Origin of the sequence: Leifsonia sp. 2TAF2 (genome assembly GCF_052115085.1) — a bacterium.
GTDB lineage: Bacteria > Actinomycetota > Actinomycetes > Actinomycetales > Microbacteriaceae > Leifsonia.
Genome location: NZ_JBFRFY010000002.1, coordinates 648,642 through 668,322, shown reverse-complemented (window position 1 = coordinate 668,322; position 19,681 = coordinate 648,642). Strand labels below are relative to the sequence as shown.

Sequence of the window (19,681 nt, the reverse complement as noted above, 5' to 3'; positions counted from 1 at the left end):
CCATGGCACTGAACGTCACCGTCTGGAACGAGGGCGTCCACGAGGCGACCCAGCCCGAGATCGCCGCGATCTACCCGCACGGCATCCACGGCGCCATCGCCGAGGGGCTGAGCGAGCTGCTCGGCGACGAGGTCGCCGTCCGCACCGCCACCCTCGACGACCCGGAGCACGGACTCAGCGAGCAGGTGCTGGAGCAGACCGACGTGCTGCTGTGGTGGGGCCACATCGCCCACGACCGGGTGTCGGACGACGTGGTCGAGCGCGTCCGCCGACACGTCCTCAGCGGGATGGGACTGATCGTCCTCCATTCCGGACACTTCTCGAAGATCTTCATCCGGATGCTCGGCACGACGTGCTCGCTGCGCTGGCGCAACCCCGAGGGCGGCGAGCGGGAGCTCGTCTGGAACGTGAACCCGACGCATCCCATCGCGGAGGGCGTCGAGCAGCCCATCGTGATCGACGCGCAGGAGATGTACGGGGAGTTCTTCGACATCCCCGCCCCGGACGACCTGGTCTTCATCAGCTCGTTCACCGGCGGGGAGGTCTTCCGGTCGGGCGTGACCTTCACGCGCGGCCGCGGGAAGATCTTCTACTTCAGCCCGGGCGACCAGGAGTACCCGGTCTACTTCCACCCGCAGGTGCGGCGCGTGCTGGCCAACGGCGTGAAGTGGGCCGCTCCCGTCGCGGGCGCGCGGCGGGCACCCGAAGTCTCCAACCCGCAGCCCGTCTGAGCCCGCACGACCCGAGGAGACCGACCGCATGACCGACGCACTGACCTCGCTTCCCGAGCCGCGGCATCCCGACCCCGCCGACGCCCCGCCTCTTCGCTGGGGCGTGCTCGGCCCCGGCGGGATCGCCGCCGACTTCACCGATGCGCTGCACCGGCACTCGCGCCAGCGGGTCGTCGCCGCCGGCTCGCGGTCCGCCGAGCGCGCAGCCGCCTTCGCCGCCGCTCATGGCGTGGAGCGGTCGCACGGTTCGTACGAGGCCCTCGTCGCCGATCCCGAGGTCGACGTCGTGTACGTCGCGACGCCGCACAGCGAGCACCTCGAGCACGCGCTGCTCGCGATCGCCGCCGGCAAGAACGTCCTCATCGAGAAGCCGATGGCCGTGACCGCCGCCCAGGCGCGGCAGATCGTGGCAGCGGCCCGAGGGGCCGGGGTCTTCGCGATGGAGGCCATGTGGACGCGCTACCTGCCGCAGACCGACATCGCCCGGCAACTGCTCGAACGGGATGCGCTGGGCGAGGTCCGGGTGGTCACGGCCGACTTCGGCGGCCGCGCCGCCTACGACCCGTCGAGCCGCCTGTGGAACCCGGAGCTCGCGGGCGGCGCCCTCCTCGACCTCGGTGTGTACACCGTGTCGTGGGCGTCGTTCGCGATCGGCGCCCCGGCGGGCATCATCGCCAGCGGCACGCTCGCGCCGACCGGCGTGGACGACCAGGCGGCGCTCGTGCTCTCATCGGCGAGCGGCGCACACGCGCTCCTCAGCACGACCCTGCGCGCGGGCACACCCTCCCTCGCGACGATCTGCGGCAGCGAGGGCCGCATCGAGACCGACAGCCCGTTCTGGGGACCGAGCGGCCTGCGCGTATTCCGCGCCGACGGCACACTCGCCGCGCACTGGCGCGACCCCTACGGCCGGCCGTACCGCGACGGGATGGCGTACGAGGCGGCAGCGCTCGCCCGCTACGTCGCCGAGGGCCGGACCGAGTCACCGGTGCATCCGCTGGCCGAGGCGGTCGACACGCTCGCAACCATCGACGAGGCGCGCAGGCAACTCGGGGCGACGCGCGTGGAGTGACGGCGATGGTCGGCGGGAGGCGGCACAATGGAGAGGTGCTCGACTCCGCTCCATACCGCAACGCCGATCTGTACCGGCCGGGCGTGCTCGCGGATCTGAGTCCCGCTCGACCCGCCCCGGTGCCCGTGATTCCGGCGGTCCCCGGCCAGACCGGGCACCTCGCCCGCGTCGTCGCGCGGTCGAGCGACCGGGTCGGCTGGCTGCGGGCGCGCAGCCGGGGCATCACCGCGACCGACGTCGCGAAGCTCACCAGCCCGCGCTCGCTTCGTGCGGCCGTTTACGACAAGCTGCACGGCACCGGTTTCAGCGGCAACAGCTACACCCAGCACGGACGCTCCCGCGAGCCGGAGATCGCCGCCTGGGTCGCGGCGACGCACGGCATCGAGCCGTCCGACTACCTGTTCCACGCCGAGCGCGACCGTCGCCACCTCGCGACACCGGATGGTCTGATCGCTCGCACGGGCGGCCGGATCGAGCTGTGCGAGATCAAGACCACCAACAAGCCGTTCCGCAGCATCCCCCGCCCGTACCTCCGCCAGATCTGGTGGCAGCAGTACGTGCTGGGCGCCGAGCGCACCCTGTTCGTCTGGGAGCAGCACGACGGCTTCGTCCCGCTCCGCGATGAGCCGGAGTGCCGCTGGGTGGACCGTGACGAGGCGGAGATCGCCAAGCTGGTCGCGCTGGCAGCCGACCTGATCGAGCTGTTGCGTCAGGCCACTTCGGCGGGAGCACCTGCCGGGGCTGTACCCGCCGCCGCGACACCGGCGCCCGCCTCGGCTGCAGCGACGCCCGTGTCCCCTCCGGCCGCATCCACGATCCCCACCGGGATGCGCGTCAGCGCCACGGCGTAGACCGCGATCCAGGCGACGGCTACGGTCGTCCCGATCAGCTCGAGCCATGCTCCGACGTCGGCCCCCACACGGACGATCGCGAGCAGCCCTCCGACGATGGTGATGACGGCGACAGCGCCGCAGCTCACCCGGGAGAGCCGTGACAGGCGCGGGAGCCCGCGGCTGAATCCGACCTGCAGCATGGCGAGGCACGCGGCGGCGAACCCGACGACGGCCGAGACGGTGTGGACGAGATCCTGGATGGTCGACTTGGGGTCGACGATCGGGACCGGGCAGTACGCGGTGCAGGTGACCTGCGACGCCAGTACGAAGCACAGTGCGGCGAAGCCGAGCGTGATCGCCGGCGCCCAGCGGCGGAGGACCGGCGCCGACGAGCGCACATGCCCGCTCGCCAGCGCGATCGAGAACCCGCCCGCCGCGATCAGCAGCAGAGCGAGAGCGAACGGGCCGGCCGTCGCGGCGCCCCTGGCCCCGAGTTCGCTGACGTACACCGGGTACGGGACGGTCAGCCGCGCTGCCCAGATGATGGTGAGCCCGCCGAGCACGCACACGGTGCCCAGCGCCAGGAGGACCGGCACCGCACGCTGCCAGCCGCGCGCCGGCAGCGGGACGCCGAAGGGCTCGCGGGCGATCTGCAGCAGTCGTCGCACCTGTGGCTCCCTCGGGTCCGCCCGTCGTCGTGTTCGTACCCTCGGCTCGGGCAGGCCCGGGTCGAAGCAGCTTACCCAACGCAACCCTGGGAAACGTCCTGGGGGTATGCGAAACAGACTGTTCACATGCAGTGACCCGGCCGTAACACCGGTGAATCATCGGCAGGCTTGACTGAAGGTCGGCCCCGCCGCCGCAGGCAGGCCACCGACGAGGGGACGACGAATGCCGAAGACCATGCGGGCCGCGCTGCTGGACTCCCCCGGAGAGCCCGAGGTGCTGCGCATCGGCGAGACCGCGTACCCCGACCGCGTCAACGCGGAGTTCCTCGTCAAAGTGGTCGCCTCCAGTGTCAATCCCATCGACGCGAAGACGCGGGCCGGTCGCGGGGTGTTCGGCGCCATCCACACCCTGCCGGCAGTGCTCGGCCACGACTTCAGCGGGGTCGTGGTGGAGTCGCCGTTCAGCGCGCATCCCATCCGCCCGGGCGACGAGGTGTTCGGGATGGTGATGGTCCCCCGGCTCGGCGGCAGCTACGCCGAATACGTCTCGGTGCCGTCGCTCAGCGTCGTGCGGAAGCCCGCGACGCTCAGTCACATCGAGGCCGCCGCCGTACCGCTCGCCGCTCTGACCGCGTGGGGCATGGTCGTCGAGGTGGCGAAGGCGCACGAAGGCCAGCGGATGCTCATCCACGCGGGCAGCGGAGGCGTCGGCCACTTCGCCGTGCAGTTCGCGTCGTACTTCGGCGCGCACGTCATCGCGACGGCGTCCGGCTCGAAGGCGTCCTGGCTCCGCTCGCTGGGCGCATCGGAGGTGATCGACCACACGACCACGCGCTTCGAGGACGTGGTGCACGACGCCGACGTGGTCATCGACCTGGTCGGCAACGTGCACGACGACACCGGCACGCGGTCGCTCTCGGTGCTCCGCCACGGCGGTCTCATCGTGAACGTCCCGACCGGCAGCTGGCCGGGCTTCGCGGAGGACGCAGCAGCCGCGGGGGTTCGGGGCACGGACTACAAGGTCGCGCCGGACGGCAGCACCCTCGCCGTCATCGCGCGGTTGCTCGAGGCGGGGAACGTGCGCGTGCACGTCGACCAGATCTTCGCCCTGGAGCAGATCGCCGAGGCGCATCGTGCCATCGAGGGCGGCCACACCCGCGGCAAGATCGCGCTCAAGGTCGCAGAGGGCTGACCGACTGACCGGCTACCCGGCCGGGGTCAGCGCACGCTCCATCACCCAGTCGTCCTCGTACCGGTCGCCGACCAGAAAGCGCTTGCTGCCCACCCGCTCGAACCCATGCTTGCCGTAGAAGCGCTGGGCGCGGCCGTTCTCCTCGTTGACCCCCAGCCACATCCCCTGGGCGCCGACCTCCGCGCCGACCCGCAGACTCTCCGCCATGAGCCGTCCCGCCACACCCTCGCCGTGGTGGCCGGGCAGCACGTAGCACTTGCTCAGCTCGGCGGTCGGCCGGGCGCGCAGGCACGCGCGCACATCGTCATCGGCCGGCTCGCCCAGGTTGACCATGGTGTAGCCGATGGCGGACCCGTCCGAATCCTCGGCCACCAGTAGCCGACGGGATGCGTCGGCCAGGTACTCGACGAAACGCTGCTCGGAGAGCACGGAGGCGATGAACGCCGCCTTCGCCTCCTCCGTGGTGTGCGGCGGGCAGGCGAGCGGGAAGGTCGCGGCGGCGACCGCCGCGAGGGCCGCGGCGTCGCCGGCAGCGGCCGGGCGGATGGTGACGGTCACCAGCCCAGCCTAGCCAGCGCATCCACCCGCCAGCGACGAGCCCTCCGCGCTGCACGCAGCGGACCGGCCGCCTCCGATCGGGAGACGGCCGGTCCGTGGTGCGGAGAGCGGGAGTCGGCTAGTGCCGGCCCTGCGCCACCCAGCTGAGCAGGTCGAACGAGACACCGCCGAGGCCGGTGACGTCGTCGTATCCCTTCGCCGTCTTCAGCGAGGTGTCCTGATCCATCGACACCAGGTAGGTGTTGCCGCTGATCTTGCTGGTGTACACCAGCGCCTGCGTCGGGTTCTGCGGCAGCACGTCGCGGAACGCGTTCGGCAGGATGCGCTTCACGCCGTACAGCGTCGGGTTCGCGAACCCGATGGTGGCGTGGGTCGCCTGCTGCACGATCGCGATCTGCGCGGCGACGATCGGCGAGGCCAGCGACGTGCCGCCGTAGGTCTCGTTGATGTAGTCGCCGGTCTCCAGCGTCGTGTCGTCAATGATCGGGCGGATGCCGATCAGGAACCCGGTGTACGGGTCGGCCAGCGCCGCCACGTCCGGCGAGACGCGCTTGCCGTTCGCCAGGGCCGCAGGGACGATCCCGCGCTGGTAGTCGGGCTGCGCGAACACGGCGCTCACCCCGCCGCCGGCGCCGCCGACGAACCGGGTTCCGGGCAGCGGCTGGGCGTAGCTCAGCGTGCCGTCCGCGTTCTTGACGATCTGGTCGAACTGGTCGCCCCAGCCGGTCTCCCACGCGATCTTGCCGTTCTTGTCGATCCCGGTGCTCGTGCCGCCGACCGAGGTCACCCACGGCGAGGACGCCGGGAAGTCCGGGGACGGGTAGCCGAGGTTTGCGACCTCGTCACCGTTGTCACCGCTCGAGAAGTACAGGCCGATGCCCTCGCCTGCCGCCTGGAGCTGCAGGTTCACCTCGCCCTGGATCACGTCGGCCGGAACCGCTTCACCCACGTTGCCGTAGCTGTTGCTGACGATGTTGGCAAGCTTGTTGTCGAGGATCTTCGACATCGCGACGTCGAGGCCGCCACCGCAGTTGAAGCCTCCGACATACAGGATGCGCGCCCCGGGAGCGATGCCGTGCACCGACTCCACGTCGAGCGTCTGCTCACCCTGCCATCCACTGGGGTACTGGCACAGTGCCTGGTCGACGAACTCGCTCGGGCTCGGAACGAGCTGCTGGTAGCTGGAGTTGGTCAGGCCGGGCTCGCCGTTCTGCTGCGAGTAGCTGTTGACGTCCTTGACGATGGTCGGGCTGGCGTACGCGTCGATGATCGCGACCGTCTGTCCGGAGCCGTTGATGCCACGCTTGCCAAGGTCGGTCAGACCGTAGGCGCTGCGGAGCTGCTGCGGCGTGTAACCGCAGTTGTAGGTGCTGTACTGCGTGTTGCCGTTGTACGCAGGCGGCACCGTCACCGTGTGCTCGCCGACATAGTGCGAGCAGGGCGTGTCGATCACCGGTGCGGCGGCCGCCTTGCGCGAGAGCTGCGGCGTGCCCGAGGGTCCGAGGTCGCCCTGCTTGATCGAGTCAGGGCGGGTCAGGGTGCGCGACTGCTCGATGCTGACACCGGACACCTTGGCGCCGATCGACGTCGGCAGCGACGGCGCGGAGGCCGGAGCGACGAGCTGACGGCCCGCGTAGCTGAACGAGTGCAGCGACGTGCCGAAGATCGATCCGAGCTGATCAGGGGTACCGCGGAACACCACGTACTGGCGACTGTCCGGAACGGCGGAGATGGTCAGTCCGGCCGCCTTCAGGAAGCTGACGACCGCATCCGAGTCGGCCTTCGACGGCGAGAACCGGTTGATCCACTGCTTCGGGGTGAGGGCCTTGCGGTACCCGCGATCGAGCGGGTTCGAGACGGCTTTCGCGAGAGCCTCCGCGCCGCGCTGATCGCGCAGCGGCAGGTAGATCTCGCCCTCGACCGTCTCGTCGGCTGGGGCGGCGCCTGCGTCGTTCGCCGCGGTCGCCCACGAGGGGACGGAGCCGGCGTAGGTCACGCGGTCGGCAGCGTTCGCCGCCGACGCACCCGCCAATGACAAAGCCACCACGGCAGACGTGGTGGCGATGATTCCGAGGGCCCTCTTGTGAAGGGATCCCGTGGTGCGATGTGCCATGAATGTCATCCTTAGCTCGGACGGACTCTACTGTGAGCCATCGCGCTCGGAGCGCGATAGAAGCGACCCTAGACCGCGCTGTTCTACCACCACAAGAGGGGGTAGAACCTTCTGTTGCGATGCTTTGCAGAGGTGAACGATCCTCACCGGCCGCAGGACTCGTCCGCCCGGGGAAAACGCCGACGGGGCCGGGACCGGCAAGCGGTCCCGACCCCGTCGGGAGTGTTCGTGAAACGAACTCAGATGGCGTTGACGTCCAGCGGGATGCCCGGGCCGAACGTGGTCGACACGGCGCCCTTCTGGATGTAACGGCCCTTCGAAGCGGACGGCTTCAGACGCACGACCTCTTCGAGAGCGGTCGTGATGTTGTCGTTCAGCTGCTCAGCGGTGAAGCCCGCCTTGCCCACGACGAAGTGCACGTTGGAGTGCTTGTCGACGCGGAACTCGATCTTTCCGCCCTTGATGTCGGAGACGGCCTTGGCCACATCCGGGGTGACCGTTCCGGTCTTCGGGTTCGGCATCAGACCACGCGGGCCGAGCACCTTGCCCAGACGACCGACCTGGCCCATGAGCTCCGGGGTGGAGACGGCCGAGTCGAAGTCGGTGTACCCGCCGGCGACCTTCTCGATCAGCTCGGCGCCGCCGACCTCGTCCGCGCCGGCGGCGATGGCCGCCTCAGCGGCCGGGCCGGTCGCGAACACGATGACGCGGGCGGTCTTGCCCGTACCGTGAGGAAGAATGACGGTACCGCGGACCATCTGGTCCGCCTTGCGCGGGTCCACGCCCAGCTTCAGCGCGACCTCGACGGTCGAGTTGAACTTGGCGGAACCGGTCTCCTTCGCCAGAGCGACGGCCTCTTCGGGGGTGTAGAACTTTCCGGCCTCGATCTTCTCGGCCGCGGCCCGGTAGGCCTTTGACTTCTGTGCCATGTGATTTCTCCTAACGAGAATGTGGTGCGAGCCTGGCCGGCTCTTCCACGAGATGTCCTGAGGGGGTCGGGCTTACGCCTCGACCGTGATGCCCATCGAGCGGGCGGTGCCTGCGATGATCTTCGACGCCGCGTCGATGTCGTTGGCGTTGAGGTCGACCATCTTCTGCTCGGCGATCTGGCGCACCTGCTCCTGGGTCAGCTTTCCGACCTTGTTGGTGTGCGGGACGCCGGAGCCCTTGGGGACTCCTGCAGCCTTCTTGATCAGCTCGGCCGCCGGCGGCGTCTTCAGGACGAACGTGAACGAACGGTCCTCGTAGACGGTGATCTCGACGGGGATGACGTTGCCGCGCTGCGACTCGGTCGCCGCGTTGTACGCCTTGCAGAACTCCATGATGTTCACGCCGTGCTGACCCAGGGCCGGGCCGATGGGCGGGGCCGGGTTGGCGGCGCCGGCGTTGATCTGAAGTTTGATCAGACCGGTGACCTTCTTCTTCGGTGCCATGTCTCTTCCTTCTTTGTGTGTTCGAGCGGCTCAGGCGGCAGCCCTCGTCGCTCTCCCGGTTTCTCGGCCCTTCCGAGACCCGGTGTTCTTGGGAAAACAGTGGGGACGCTCTGGATGTTCCCTAGAGCTTCGTGACCTGGTCGAAGCTGAGCTCGACCGGCGTCTCGCGCTCGAACAGGGAGACGAGCACGGTGAGCTTGCCGCTCTCCGGCTTGATCTCGCTGATGGAGCCGGGGAGGCCCGCGAACGAGCCCTCCTTGATGGTGATGGTCTCGCCGATCTCGAAGTCGACCTCGGCGGGGATGACGCGCGCGGTGGTCTTCTGACCCTTCGCGGCACCCTTGGCGGGGGCTGCCTCGACCTGCACGAGGCTCTTCAGCATCGAGAAGGCCTCTTCGAAACGCAGCGGGGTCGGGTTGTGGGCGTTGCCGACGAACCCGGTGACACCCGGGGTGTGGCGGACGACCGACCAGCTGTCCTCGTTGAGGTCCATGCGAACCAGGACGTAGCCGGGGATGCGCACGCGGTTGACCATCTTGCGCTGGCCGTTCTTGATCTCGACCACGTCCTCCATGGGGACCTGCACCTCGTAGATGTAGTCCTCCATGTTCATCGAGACCATGCGGTTCTCGATGTTGGACTTCACGCGGCGCTCGAAGCCCGCGTACGAGTGGATGACGTACCACTTGCCGAGCTTGGCGCGCAGTTCTGCGCGGAACTCCTCGTACGGGTCGGTGGAGACCTCTTCCTCGTCCTCGACGGCTTCGAGCGCCGCAACGGCCTCGTCTTCGCTGTTGACCTCGAGGGCCTCGTCGACCGCACGGTCGGCTTCGGGGTCCACGGCCTCCGCCATGGCGTCGAGGACTGCGTCGAGATCGATCTCGGTGCCGTCGTCGGCCACGACGTGCAGCGCTTCGTGCTCGGCGGAGTCGGACGCCTCGTCCTCGCTGGCGAGGACGTTGCCGGTCTGCGCCTCGTCGTCCTCGGAGGACTGCTCAGCAGCGGGCGCCCAGTCCACGTCGTCGCGATTCGTCTCAGACACTGAATTCATTCCATTTCTTGTCGGGGAGGCCGGTGCGGCCTGATCGACGTCGTCTACTTCGGGTTTCCGAACACCCAGACGACACCCATGCCGAACACCCAGTCAAGGAGTGACACGAGAGCCATCATGATCACCACGAAGACGAGTACGACGCCGGTGTAGCTGAACAGCTCTTTGCGGGTCGGCGTGACGACCTTCTTGAGCTCGCCGATGACCTGCCGGATGAACAGGGCGATCCGCGCGAAGGGGTTGCGCCGTTCAGCGCGGTCCTTCTTCGCGTTGGCGACGATCTCCTCGCTCGGCTCGTCGATTACCTTTCGGGCCACCTCGTTACACCTTTCGTGGATCGGCACCAGTGGTGCCGACTTGCAGGGCGGACAGGAATCGAACCTGCAACCTGCGGTTTTGGAGACCGCTGCTCTGCCAATTGAGCTACCGCCCTAAGGAAGCGAACCACCGGCTTCCTGCGCTGGCTCCTAAAGGCTAACCGATCGCGCATCCGAACGTGCTGCGGATGCCCGGCCGGAGCGAGGCAGTGCTGCCATCGCCACACCGAAAAAGGGCGCAAAAAAGCTTGGCAGATTCAACCACCGCGTCAAGTGTACGGGACGCAGCAGCCCGGCCGCAAAGCGGTCACGTCGCTACAGGAGTTTGCGCTCCAGCGCCCACGCCGTCAGCTCGTGCCGGGACGACAGCTGCAGCTTGCGGAGCACCGCGGAGACGTGCGTCTCGACCGTCTTGATCGAGATGAACAGCTCGGCGGCGACCTCCTTGTAGGCATACCCCCGGGCGATCAGACGCATCACCTCACGCTCGCGGGCCGAGAGGCGGTCGAGCTCGTCGGTGGATTCGGCCTGCTCGCCCGAGGGGGCGCCGAAGGCGTCAAGGACGAAGCCGGCGAGGCGCGGGGAGAACACGGCGTCACCGCCCGCGACGGCGACGACGGCGTCGCTCACCTGCCCACCGGAGCTGCCCTTGGTGAGGTAGCCGCGGGCGCCGGCGCGGATCACACCCACCACATCCTCGGCGGCGTCCGACACGCTGAGCGCCAGGAACCGGGTCGACGTCGTCTCCGCGGCCGTGCGGCGGACCACCTCGGCTCCGCCGCCTCCCGAACCTCCCGGGAGGTGCACGTCGAGGAGCACCACGTCGGGGCGCGTCGCCAGCACGGTCGCTACCGCGGCATCCACATCGGCGGCCTCGCCCACCACCTCGAGCCGCCCGTCGAGGTCTGCGCGCAGCCCGGAACGGAAGATGGAGTGGTCGTCCACGATCACGACCGTGACGGGACGGCCTGCGCCTGCGGGTTCGCTCATGTCGTCGTCTCGCTCGCGATGTCGATGGTCAGCTGGATCTCGGTGCCGCTCTCCCGCGCCGATACGGTCGCCTGACCGCCGGCACGGCGCATGCGGCCGATGATCGATTCTCTGACACCGAGCCGCCCTTCGGGAAGGGAGCCGAGGTCGAAGCCCGGTCCGCGGTCGCGCACGAACACATCCACCCGGTCGCCGGCGTGCTCGACGTAGACGGACACGTCTCCGCCGGCATGGCGGGCCGCGTTCAGCATCGCTTCGCGGGCGGCCGCCCCCAGTTCCGAGGGCGCGCGGCGAACGGGCTCCCCCACCGAGACGATGTCGAAGTGGACGGCGTGCTCGACCTCCAGCGCCGCGGCGACCTCGCGAAGCTCGGCGGCGAGGTCGCGCTCCTGGGCGTCGGTGGCCGCACGGGCGTCCGTGAACAGCCACTCCCGCAGCTCGCGCTCCTGCGCCCGCGCGATGCGGCCGACCTCGCTCGACGCGCCCGCGCGGTTCTGGATGAGCGCGAGCGTCTGCAGTACAGAGTCATGGAGGTGCGCCGCCATCTCGGCGCGCTGCTCCTCCTTGATGCGCGCGGTGCGCTCGGAGATGAGCTCCCGCCACAGCCGGAGGCCCCACGGTGCCACCAGCACGGCCGCACCGGCGAACGTGGTGATCAGGATGCCCACCCACAGCATCCCGGACCCACCGACGTTCTGCGTGAGGGCGAGGGCCAGCGCTACCGCGACGAGGAAGGCGCCGCACGAGATCCGGAAGGCGGACGGCGAGAGGGGTGCGAAGGCGGCGGGCTCCTCATCCGCAAGCTGCTCCCAGGCGACAGCGACCACGAGCAGCGCCGCGCAGGCCGCGAGGGCGCCGAAGGCCGGCCCGAGCGCCCCGCCCGCGGCGAGCACCACCGCGGCGATGCCGGCCGCGGCGCCCGCGCCCGCGAGCACCCAGGGCACGTTCACGCGGCGGCGCACGCCGTCGGCCGGGTCGTCGGCGGACGGCGGCCGCAGGGGCGTCAGAGCCCAGAGCCACAGGTAGAGCAGGATGCCGGCCCCTCCGAGGAAGGCCGAACCGACGAAGATCCAGCGCACGGCGGCGACCGGCCAGCCCAGGTGGTCGGCGAGCGCGACGCTCACGCCGCCGACCGCGCACGACCGCGGGCGCGCCAGCGGCGGGCGCTGGGCTCCCGGCCGCTGGGCGCTGGTCCGGGGACCGGCGGGTGCTGTCGACGACATAGCCACGATCCAAGCAGACCCCGACCCGACCCGCACGAGGAGAGCGGCACAATCAGGGTCCGGTCAGGGGTTCACCGGATACCCGGGCCGCCCGTGCGCCGCCAGGATGACGAACATGTCACAGAACGATTCGACTCCCCCGCTGGGTACGCCGGCGAACCCGTACGGCGGTCCGCAGACCGGATTCTCCGGCCGCGGAACCCGATTCTTCGACTGGATGCGCAGCCTCGGCGTCGTTCGCGCCGACGGCTGGCTCGGCGGCGTGTCCGCGGGCGTGGCGTACCGGCTCGGCATCGATCCCCTGATCGTGCGCGGGATCATCGTGGTGGCCGGCATCCTCGGCGCTCCGGTGCTGCTGCTGTACGCGGCGGCGTGGGTGCTGCTCCCGGATCGCGAGGGGCGCATCCACCTGCAGCAGCTGTTCGACGGCGACTTCCAGCCGCCCATCGTCGCCATCGGCGTCATGGTGCTGCTGTCGCTGCTGCCGTGGACGAGCGGGGGTTGGTGGGCGGTCGGTCCGTTCTGGGATCTGCCCGCCTGGGGCGACGTGATCGGCCGGGTGGTGTGGACGCTGGTCGTGATCGGGGCCGTGGTCGCCTTGATCGTGGTGGCGGTGCGGAACTCGGACGCGCGTGCCGCGAGGGGCGGGATGCCGATGGGCAGTCCGACGACGGGGAGCGGCGGGGCGGCGGCGAGCGCTGGGACGGCGGATGCTGCTTCGGCGGCGAACGCTGCTTCGGCGACCCCGACGACGACGGTTACGCCGACGACGGCTGACGCGCAGACGGCGTCGGCGGCCACAGTACCGCCGGAGCCGGTGCTCGACATCGCTGCGGAACCGGCGGCTCCTCCCGCGCCAAAGCTCGGCGCCTCCCCCGACGAGGTCGCGGACTGGCAGCAGCGCCAGGCGCAGTGGCGTGCTGAGCACGCGGCGTGGAAGCAGCGGCTCGCGGCCGACATGCGCGCGGTGAAGGCTCAGCGGTCGGCCGAACTCCGCACCCAAGTCAGCGTGGCGACGGCCGAAGCGGCCGCGCGGCGTGAGGCCTACCGGGCGGCCAATCCTCGCGTCGGTGCCGCCATCGGCTGGCTGACCGTGGGCCTCGCCCTGGTGGCGGGATCCCTGGCCGCGATCGTGTGGCCGCAGCTGGCCGATGTCGGCCGCTACACCACAGCCGCGGGGCTCGCGGCGGCGACCCTCGTCGTCGGAGTCGTCGTGCTCATCGCCGGGATCGCGCGCCGCCGCAGCGGCTTCCTCATCTTCCTCGGGATCCTGCTCGCCGTACTGACCGGTGCCGCTCTGTTCCTCGCGGGGGACGGCGTCGCCGGCATCAACATCACCACCGAGGGCCTTCCGGTCCTCTTCCAGCGCTGACACCTGAGAACGAGCAGGAGACCTCACCATGACCGAGCCGCAGCTCTCGTCCAACACCGCCCCTCTGTACCCCGCATCCGCTTCCACCGGGCCCTCCAGCCCTGCGCCCGTGCGCTGGGGTGGAGTCGTCTGGGGCATCCTGCTGACGCTCTTCGCCGCCGGAACGCTCTTCGTGCTTTCGTCGTCCGAACGGACCGCGAACGTCGCGTCGTGGCTCGGATCGCTGACGGCTCCATCGGCGTGGGCGCTCGGGGCCGCACTGCTCGGCCTCGTCATCGTCGTCTCGGCGCTGCTCGGCGGGATCCGCTCCGCGCAGCGTCGCCGTGTGCGTCTCTGAGCCGGAGCCGATCCGCTCACAGCTGCCGCGGGTGCGGGTTCCTCCACAGTTCCCGCCGCCGTGGAGCGGGCGTCGGGCGTCCCTGAGACGATGGCTCCATGACCACAGCAACCGATGCCCTCAGCAGTCTCCGCGCCCTCGTCGGGCGACCGGAGGCCGAATTCCACGACGGGCAGTTCGAGGCGATCAGTGCTCTGGTCGACGATCATCGGCGAGCGCTGGTGGTGCAACGGACGGGCTGGGGCAAGTCGGCCGTGTACTTCGTGGCCACGATGCTCCTGCGGGCGCGCGGGGCCGGGCCGACCATCCTCGTGTCTCCTCTTCTCGCCCTCATGCGCGACCAGGTGGCCGCGGCCGAGCGCGCGGGCGTCCGGGCGGTGACGATCAACTCGGCCAACCGGCACGAATGGGAAGAGGTGGCGGCGAAGCTCCGCGATGACGCTGTGGATGTGCTGCTCGTCTCGCCCGAGCGGCTGAACAATCCGGAGTTCCGCGATACGCAGCTTCCCGCGCTCGTCGACCGCAGCGGCCTGCTCGTGGTCGACGAGGCGCACTGCATCTCCGACTGGGGCCACGACTTCCGACCCGACTACCGACGGCTGCGCGACCTCATCGCTCTCCTGCCGGAGGGAGTGCCCGTGCTGGCGACCACGGCCACGGCGAACGAGCGCGTCGTCGCCGATGTGGTGGAGCAGCTCGGCACCGGTCGCGAAGCCGACGTGCTGACGATCCGCGGTCCGCTCGCGCGCCGGTCTCTGCGCCTCGGGGTGCTCCCCCTTCCGGATGCCACGAGTCGGCTGGCCTGGCTCGCCGGCCACCTGGGCGACCTCCCGGGCAGCGGGATCGTCTACACGCTGACGGTTTCGGCGGCGGAGGACACCGCACGGGTGCTCCGGAGAGCCGGCCACGAAGCGCATGCGTACACGGGGCAGACCGACACCGCCGAACGCGAAGACCTCGAAGGGCGACTCAAGCGCAACGAGGTGAAAGTGCTCGTCGCGACCAGCGCCCTCGGCATGGGATTCGACAAGCCCGATCTCGGTTTCGTGGTCCACCTCGGGGCGCCGTCGTCTCCGGTGGCGTATTACCAGCAGGTGGGTCGCGCGGGCCGGGCCACGGACAACGCGGACGTGCTGCTGCTTCCCGGTCCGGAAGACCAGGCGATCTGGCGCTACTTCGCCACCGCATCCATGCCCTCCCGGGAGAAGGCGGCCGCCGTGCTGGAGGCACTCGGTTCAGCGCCCGTGTCGACGCGCGTCCTCGAGAGCCGTGTCGACCTGCGTGCGTCGACGCTCGAGTTGCTGCTGAAGGTGCTGGACGTCGACGGAGCGGTCCGTCGTGTGAGCGGCGGTTGGGTGGCGACCGGCTCTCCGTGGGAGTACGACGAGGAGCGCTACCGGCGCATCGCCGCCGCCCGGGAAGCCGAGCAGCAGTCGATGCTCGAGTACGAATCGACCGACGGCTGCCGGATGGAGTTCCTGCAGCGCGCCCTCGACGATCCGGACGCCGGTCCGTGCGGACGGTGCGACAACTGTGCCGGCGTCTGGTACCCGTCGGAGATCGACGGCGGCACCGCGAGCGAGGTCGGATCGCTGCTCGACCGCGTCGGGGTCGAGATCGAGCCGCGCAAGCTCTGGCCGACCGGGGCCGACTCGCTCGGCGTGCCCGTCCGGGGCAAGCTCCGCCCCGAGCAGCAGCTGCGGTCGGGGCGCGCGCTGGCCCGGCTCACGGATCTCGGGTGGGGTGGGCGCCTGCGCGAACTGTTCGCCGACGACGCACCGGACCAGGCCGTGCCGCCCGCCGTCCTCGACGCCTGTGTGCGGGTCCTCGCCGACTGGGACTGGGATGCGCGGCCCGGCGCGGTCGCGGCGATGCCGTCGCGTCGCCGCCCGCTGTTCGTGGAGTCGCTCGCCCGCGGGCTCGCGGGGGTGGGCCGGCTACCGTTCGCCGGCACGCTCGGCTGGCGCAGCGGGCCGCCGAGCGGCGCTCCTGGCGGCAACAGCGCCTTCCGGCTGGCGTCGGTGTGGGATCACTTCTCCGCCGACGGCCTGGAACTCCCGGTCGGCGTTCCTGTGTTGCTCGTGGATGACCTCGTCGACAGTCGGTGGACCGTCACGGTTGCGGGGCAGGAACTCGTGCGCGCGGGGGCGAGCGCTGTGCTGCCGTTCGCCGCAGCGCTCCGCAGCTGAGGGGCCGGCCACGTGCCGCGCCCTGTGCGGCGCGGATGCGGGTGCGCGCACGCTCTAGGCGCGCACCCGCACTGCTCAAATGAAGTCGCCGCCTCCGCCGAAGTCACCGCCGCCGCCGAAACCGCCCCAGTCGCCGCCACCGCCTCCGAAGTCGTTGCCGCCCCAGCCGTCGCCGCCGGACCCGGCGCCGCCGCCGTCCCAGCCGCCCGCGTCGACGGAGCCGTCTCCACCGGATGCGTTCTCGACACCCGAGCCGCCGTCGCCGCCCTGATCGCCGCCGGAGCCGCTGTCGCCGCCCTGGTCGCCGTTCTGGTCGTTCGTGTTCTGGTTGTCGCCGTTCTGGTCGCCCGAACCGTCCGCTTGGTTGTCGCCGGGGCCCGGCAAGAAGGTGCTCACGAGCGCGGACCCGATGACGTACCCGGCCACGCTTCCGAGAAGGGAACTCGCGAACATCCCGCCGAGGCCAGGGCCGCCGTACCCGCCGCGGCCTGCGCCGCCGCCGAGTGCGCGCTCGAGGGTCCCGGGCTGACGGAGCTCCGAGCGGGTGGCCGCCTGCGCGAGCGAGCGCGGGTCGTCGCCGCGCGGCTGCTCGCCCGCGGGGGCGCTCTCGCTCAGCTGCTGGAACAGCAGGCGCCGCTGATCCGGCGACAACCGGGCGAAAGCCTCCTCGTGCACCTGCTCGATCGTCTCGGGCGGCGCTGTGCGAAGCAGGTAGCGGTAGCGCTCGACCGCGATCTCATCCTCACTGCGGGTCTGGCCGCCGGTGGGTGCTTGACCGGCGGCAGGCGCTCCGCCCGCGGGCGGCTGGCCGCCGTACGGCTGGTAGGCGGCGTTCTGCGTCTGAGAGCCGTTCGGGTGCGATTCCTCGCGTCCGAAAAGGCGGTCCAGGAATCCCATGTCGTTTCCTCCGGTCCGGCATGGCGCGAGCGCGCCGTGATGCGCCCAGCTTATGGAGCGCGACGTGAGAATACTCTCAGAGTTCGTCGAACGTCAGCCCTGCGTCCGCGGGGAGTCCGCCCTCAGAGTTCCAGTCCCACCAGCATGGGCTCGGGCTGCAGAACGACACCGAACTCGGCCTGGACGCGCGACTGGATGAACGTGGCCAGTTGCGCGACATCCGCTGCGCTGGCGCCCCCGCGGTTCACGATGGCGAGCGTGTGCTTCGACGAGATGGCCGCGCCGGAGCCAGGGAGCGAGAACCCGCGACGGATCCCTGCGTTCTCGATGAGCCAGGCCGCGCTGAGCTTGACCGTGTACTCCGCTGCAGCGAGCGGCGGCACGTCGAGCGGATACACACCGCCGGCCGGGATGCTGAAGACGGTGTCGGGCTCCAGCGGATCCTGCGGCCAACGCGGTGCATTGGCCGGCAGCGACCGTGCGAACTCCTCCGAGACGATCGGATTGGTGAAGAAGGATCCGGAGGAGACGGAGTCGGGGTCCGCCGGGTCCAGCACCATGCCCTTCGACGAACGCAGGGCGAGTACTGCACGCCGCAACTCGGCGACGGGAACGCGCGAGCCAAGGGGAACGCCGAGCGCGTCGGCGAGCTGGGCATACGCGACCGGCGCGCTCAGCGGCGCACCGATGTCGCCGAGCACCGTGTTGTCCGTGAGTTCCAGATCCACCGACAGCACTACTCCGCGCCGACCGCGCTTCAGAGTCGACGTCCGATATCCCAGACCCAGGTCGCGACGAGCGAGGTACACGACCTCACCGCTCTGGTCGTCCAAGAACTCGAGGCCGATGAGTGCCGACTCGATCTCCTGGCCGTACGCACCGATGTTCTGCACCGGCGCGGCGCCCGTCGATCCGGGGATGCCGGAGAGGGCTTCGATCCCCGACCAGCCGTTCCTCACGGTGAGCGCGACCAGGTCATCCCAGGGCTCGCCCGCTTCCACCCGCAGACGCACCCGCCCCTCGGGAGCGTCGAGCCGCTCGACCCCACGGGTGCGGATGTGGATGACGGTCCCGTCGAAACCCTCGTCGCTCGCGACCGTGTTGGACCCGCCGCCCAGCAGCAGCCAGTCCTCGCCGGTGTGGCGCGCCTCGAGGACGGCGTCCACGAGCACGTCGCGGCTCTCCGCCGGTACGAGTCGTTGCGGCACCCCGCCGACGCGGATGGTGGTCAGGTCGGCGAGCGCCGGGAACGTGTCGGTCATGCCAGCCGTACGCGGACCTGCGCCTTGCCGAGCACGGTCGAGCCGTCGAACGTGGTGGTCAGGTCGATGCGGGCGACGCGGGCCTCCGCATCCAGCTGCCCGACCTTCGCGGAGACGGTGACCGTCGCTCCGGTCGCCGGGTCGACGACGACGGGGCGGGTGAACCGCACCTGGTAGTCCTCGACGAGGGCAGGGTCGCCCGCCCAGTCGACGACCGGCTGCACCGAGAGACCCATGGTCAGCATCCCGTGCGCGATGACTCCGGGCAACCCGACCGAGGTGGCGACGTCGTCGCGGTAGTGGATGGGGTTGAAGTCGCCGGAGGCTCCCGCGTAGCGGACCAGCGCGTCGCGGCTGAGCTCGACCGTGCGCTCGGCGACCACGTCGCCGACGGACAGGCTGTCGAAGTCGGGAGCGGCCATCATTCGTCTCCTCGCACGACCAGGGTGGAGGTGGCGGTCACGACGTGCTGCCCGTCCGCGTCGACGATGGTCGACTCGGCGGTCACCATCGAGTGGGCACCGAGAGACTTGACCGAGGTGACCCGCAGGGTCGCGGTGAGCTCGTCGCCGGCCACCACCGGACGGGTGAACATGAAGCGCTGGTCGCCGTGCACCACGCGGGTGAAGTCGATGCCCGCATCCGGTTCGGCGAGCAGCTGGGCGAGCGTCGCCTCCTGCACGACCACCGGGAACGTGGGCGGCGCGACGAGGTCGGGGTGACCCGCGGCGCGCGCCGCGTCCACCTCGAAGGAGATCGGTGACGTCGCGAACACGGCCCGCGCGAACTCGCGGACCTTCTCGCGCCCGACGAGGTATGGCGGGGTCGGCGGGAACTCCCGCCCCTGCAGCTCTGGGTTCACTGGCACCCGACGATTCTACTGACCCCCGACTGGGCGCCCCCGGACGGCAGAAGACCCCGGAGGCCTTGCGGCCTCCGGGGTCTTCACGCTCGGTGCTAGCGCCTTACTGGCAGCTGTCGCACTGCAGCAGGTCCATCGGGTCGACGGGAACCGAGTAGCCGCCAACGCTGTCGTTTTCGTAGTCCATGATGGCCTCCCCTAGAAGTCTTGGTGAGCCGCGTTCCCGCGGTGTTCACCCACTATATAACCCGAATGACACGATTGTCATTCCACTAGATGTTGTGTTTTGGGGTTTTTTTCTTCTTCCCCCAAAACTAGGGGGAACCACCGACATCGACGGCTCGCACGAGTCCTGACATCCCCATCGCTATTGATGACATTTCTCGCTCGCCACCGGCCGGTTTGGCCACTAGCGGGCTGGTTGACACCGGGCCGGCGTGGGTCATCGCCGAAGCGGGCATCTTTCAAAGACGCGTTGCCTCGGGAGACTCACCGGCGTGTCGGGGACCGAGCTCCGTACTTGGCACCGGCGAAGAACGCGCGCCTCCACTGCCATAACGGCATAATCGCCATCCTCGAGA

General features: G+C 70.1%; 19 protein-coding genes, 1 tRNA gene and 1 pseudogene. 7 read left to right on the top strand and 14 right to left on the bottom strand.

Going from position 1 to position 19,681, the window contains the following annotated elements; genetic code table 11:
* The first annotated feature begins 2 nt into the window (after positions 1-2).
* From AB4Z18_RS15415 to AB4Z18_RS15405, 3 genes are read left to right on the top strand one after another with little or no spacing between them, the layout of a single operon-like run.
* Positions 3-731: a ThuA domain-containing protein gene (locus AB4Z18_RS15415; RefSeq protein WP_441783615.1), complete on the top strand. Its 729-nt coding sequence runs from the start codon at positions 3-5 to the stop codon at positions 729-731.
* A gap of 28 nt (positions 732-759) precedes the next feature.
* Entirely contained in the window at positions 760-1,803 is a 1,044-nt protein-coding gene (locus AB4Z18_RS15410; RefSeq protein ID WP_441783614.1) for a Gfo/Idh/MocA family protein, read from the top strand.
* Complete coding sequence (locus AB4Z18_RS15405) at positions 1,800-2,654, top strand: YqaJ viral recombinase family protein (protein WP_441783613.1); 855 nt, start codon at positions 1,800-1,802, stop codon at positions 2,652-2,654. Before AB4Z18_RS15410 ends, AB4Z18_RS15405 begins: the two co-directional genes overlap by 4 nt.
* 50 nt (positions 2,655-2,704) lie before the next feature.
* Here the strand turns inward: AB4Z18_RS15405 and AB4Z18_RS15400 are convergent.
* Positions 2,705-3,145, bottom strand: a pseudogene (locus AB4Z18_RS15400) (DUF998 domain-containing protein); the annotation flags it as partial.
* A 382-nt stretch (positions 3,146-3,527) separates the two neighbouring features.
* Between AB4Z18_RS15400 and AB4Z18_RS15395 the strand changes: the two are divergent.
* Entirely contained in the window at positions 3,528-4,496 is a 969-nt protein-coding gene (locus AB4Z18_RS15395; protein ID WP_441783612.1) for an NADP-dependent oxidoreductase, read from the top strand.
* Between the two features lie 12 nt (positions 4,497-4,508).
* Here the strand turns inward: AB4Z18_RS15395 and AB4Z18_RS15390 are convergent, their stop codons facing one another.
* The 9 genes from AB4Z18_RS15390 to AB4Z18_RS15350 all read right to left on the bottom strand — a co-directional run bounded on the left by AB4Z18_RS15390 (position 4,509) and on the right by AB4Z18_RS15350 (position 12,181).
* On the bottom strand, positions 4,509-5,054 hold the full coding sequence (locus tag AB4Z18_RS15390; RefSeq protein WP_441783611.1) for a GNAT family N-acetyltransferase: 546 nt from the start codon (positions 5,052-5,054) through the stop codon (positions 4,509-4,511).
* A 118-nt stretch (positions 5,055-5,172) separates the two neighbouring features.
* Positions 5,173-7,167 carry a S53 family peptidase gene (locus tag AB4Z18_RS15385; protein WP_441783610.1) on the bottom strand — a complete coding sequence of 665 codons (1,995 nt, stop codon included), beginning with the start codon at positions 7,165-7,167 and terminating at the stop codon, positions 5,173-5,175.
* Positions 7,168-7,406: 239 nt separating this feature from the next.
* Positions 7,407-8,096 (bottom strand): 50S ribosomal protein L1, encoded by a 690-nt coding sequence (gene rplA / locus AB4Z18_RS15380; RefSeq protein ID WP_441783609.1) that lies wholly within the window; start codon positions 8,094-8,096, stop codon positions 7,407-7,409.
* 72 nt (positions 8,097-8,168) lie between these two features.
* The gene (rplK, locus tag AB4Z18_RS15375; protein WP_285114089.1) at positions 8,169-8,600 is read right to left on the bottom strand and encodes a 50S ribosomal protein L11; all 432 of its coding nucleotides are present in this window, start codon (positions 8,598-8,600) and stop codon (positions 8,169-8,171) included.
* 121 nt (positions 8,601-8,721) lie between these two features.
* Entirely contained in the window at positions 8,722-9,642 is a 921-nt protein-coding gene (nusG, locus tag AB4Z18_RS15370; RefSeq protein ID WP_441783608.1) for a transcription termination/antitermination protein NusG, read from the bottom strand.
* Positions 9,643-9,695: 53 nt separating this feature from the next.
* Positions 9,696-9,968, bottom strand: coding sequence for a preprotein translocase subunit SecE (gene secE, locus AB4Z18_RS15365; RefSeq protein ID WP_441783607.1), 273 nt, complete (start codon positions 9,966-9,968; stop codon positions 9,696-9,698).
* A gap of 43 nt (positions 9,969-10,011) precedes the next feature.
* Positions 10,012-10,084 (bottom strand) — tRNA-Trp (locus tag AB4Z18_RS15360).
* 199 nt (positions 10,085-10,283) lie between these two features.
* Complete coding sequence (locus AB4Z18_RS15355; protein WP_441783606.1) at positions 10,284-10,958, bottom strand: LuxR C-terminal-related transcriptional regulator; 675 nt, start codon at positions 10,956-10,958, stop codon at positions 10,284-10,286.
* Positions 10,955-12,181 carry an ATP-binding protein gene (locus AB4Z18_RS15350; RefSeq protein ID WP_441783605.1) on the bottom strand — a complete coding sequence of 409 codons (1,227 nt, stop codon included), beginning with the start codon at positions 12,179-12,181 and terminating at the stop codon, positions 10,955-10,957. Before AB4Z18_RS15350 ends, AB4Z18_RS15355 begins: the two co-directional genes overlap by 4 nt.
* Before the next feature lie 115 nt (positions 12,182-12,296).
* Between AB4Z18_RS15350 and AB4Z18_RS15345 the strand changes: the two genes are divergently transcribed.
* The 3 genes from AB4Z18_RS15345 to AB4Z18_RS15335 all read left to right on the top strand — a co-directional run bounded on the left by AB4Z18_RS15345 (position 12,297) and on the right by AB4Z18_RS15335 (position 16,079).
* Positions 12,297-13,553 (top strand): PspC domain-containing protein, encoded by a 1,257-nt coding sequence (locus AB4Z18_RS15345; RefSeq protein ID WP_441783604.1) that lies wholly within the window; start codon positions 12,297-12,299, stop codon positions 13,551-13,553.
* Positions 13,554-13,581: 28 nt separating this feature from the next.
* Entirely contained in the window at positions 13,582-13,890 is a 309-nt protein-coding gene (locus tag AB4Z18_RS15340; RefSeq protein WP_441783603.1) for a hypothetical protein, read from the top strand.
* Positions 13,891-13,988: 98 nt separating this feature from the next.
* Positions 13,989-16,079, top strand: a complete 2,091-nt coding sequence (locus tag AB4Z18_RS15335) for a RecQ family ATP-dependent DNA helicase (RefSeq protein ID WP_441783602.1) — start codon at positions 13,989-13,991, stop codon at positions 16,077-16,079.
* Positions 16,080-16,154: 75 nt separating this feature from the next.
* Here AB4Z18_RS15335 and AB4Z18_RS15330 read toward each other — a convergent pair whose 3' ends face one another.
* From AB4Z18_RS15330 to AB4Z18_RS15315, 4 genes are all read right to left on the bottom strand, one after another.
* Positions 16,155-16,976: a hypothetical protein gene (locus AB4Z18_RS15330; protein ID WP_441783601.1), complete on the bottom strand. Its 822-nt coding sequence runs from the start codon at positions 16,974-16,976 to the stop codon at positions 16,155-16,157.
* 122 nt (positions 16,977-17,098) lie between these two features.
* Positions 17,099-18,238: a UDP-N-acetylmuramate dehydrogenase gene (locus AB4Z18_RS15325; RefSeq protein WP_441783600.1), complete on the bottom strand. Its 1,140-nt coding sequence runs from the start codon at positions 18,236-18,238 to the stop codon at positions 17,099-17,101.
* Positions 18,235-18,660 (bottom strand): MaoC family dehydratase, encoded by a 426-nt coding sequence (locus tag AB4Z18_RS15320; protein WP_441783599.1) that lies wholly within the window; start codon positions 18,658-18,660, stop codon positions 18,235-18,237. Before AB4Z18_RS15320 ends, AB4Z18_RS15325 begins: the two co-directional genes overlap by 4 nt.
* Positions 18,660-19,106 (bottom strand): FAS1-like dehydratase domain-containing protein, encoded by a 447-nt coding sequence (locus AB4Z18_RS15315; protein WP_441783598.1) that lies wholly within the window; start codon positions 19,104-19,106, stop codon positions 18,660-18,662. Before AB4Z18_RS15315 ends, AB4Z18_RS15320 begins: the two co-directional genes overlap by 1 nt.
* Positions 19,107-19,681: the final 575 nt, after the last annotated feature.

Coding starts and splice junctions, on each gene's coding strand:
- AB4Z18_RS15330 (WP_441783601.1), bottom strand. CDS start 16,976: ATGGGATTCCTGGACCGCCTTTTCGGACGCGAGGAATCGCACCCGAAC.
- AB4Z18_RS15355 (WP_441783606.1), bottom strand. CDS start 10,958: ATGAGCGAACCCGCAGGCGCAGGCCGTCCCGTCACGGTCGTGATCGTG.
- AB4Z18_RS15385 (WP_441783610.1), bottom strand. CDS start 7,167: ATGGCACATCGCACCACGGGATCCCTTCACAAGAGGGCCCTCGGAATC.
- AB4Z18_RS15415 (WP_441783615.1), top strand. CDS start 3: ATGGCACTGAACGTCACCGTCTGGAACGAGGGCGTCCACGAGGCGACC.
- AB4Z18_RS15325 (WP_441783600.1), bottom strand. CDS start 18,238: ATGACCGACACGTTCCCGGCGCTCGCCGACCTGACCACCATCCGCGTC.
- AB4Z18_RS15395 (WP_441783612.1), top strand. CDS start 3,528: ATGCCGAAGACCATGCGGGCCGCGCTGCTGGACTCCCCCGGAGAGCCC.
- AB4Z18_RS15320 (WP_441783599.1), bottom strand. CDS start 18,660: ATGGCCGCTCCCGACTTCGACAGCCTGTCCGTCGGCGACGTGGTCGCC.
- AB4Z18_RS15410 (WP_441783614.1), top strand. CDS start 760: ATGACCGACGCACTGACCTCGCTTCCCGAGCCGCGGCATCCCGACCCC.
- AB4Z18_RS15340 (WP_441783603.1), top strand. CDS start 13,582: ATGACCGAGCCGCAGCTCTCGTCCAACACCGCCCCTCTGTACCCCGCA.
- AB4Z18_RS15335 (WP_441783602.1), top strand. CDS start 13,989: ATGACCACAGCAACCGATGCCCTCAGCAGTCTCCGCGCCCTCGTCGGG.
- AB4Z18_RS15350 (WP_441783605.1), bottom strand. CDS start 12,181: ATGTCGTCGACAGCACCCGCCGGTCCCCGGACCAGCGCCCAGCGGCCG.
- AB4Z18_RS15345 (WP_441783604.1), top strand. CDS start 12,297: ATGTCACAGAACGATTCGACTCCCCCGCTGGGTACGCCGGCGAACCCG.
- rplA (WP_441783609.1), bottom strand. CDS start 8,096: ATGGCACAGAAGTCAAAGGCCTACCGGGCCGCGGCCGAGAAGATCGAG.
- rplK (WP_285114089.1), bottom strand. CDS start 8,600: ATGGCACCGAAGAAGAAGGTCACCGGTCTGATCAAACTTCAGATCAAC.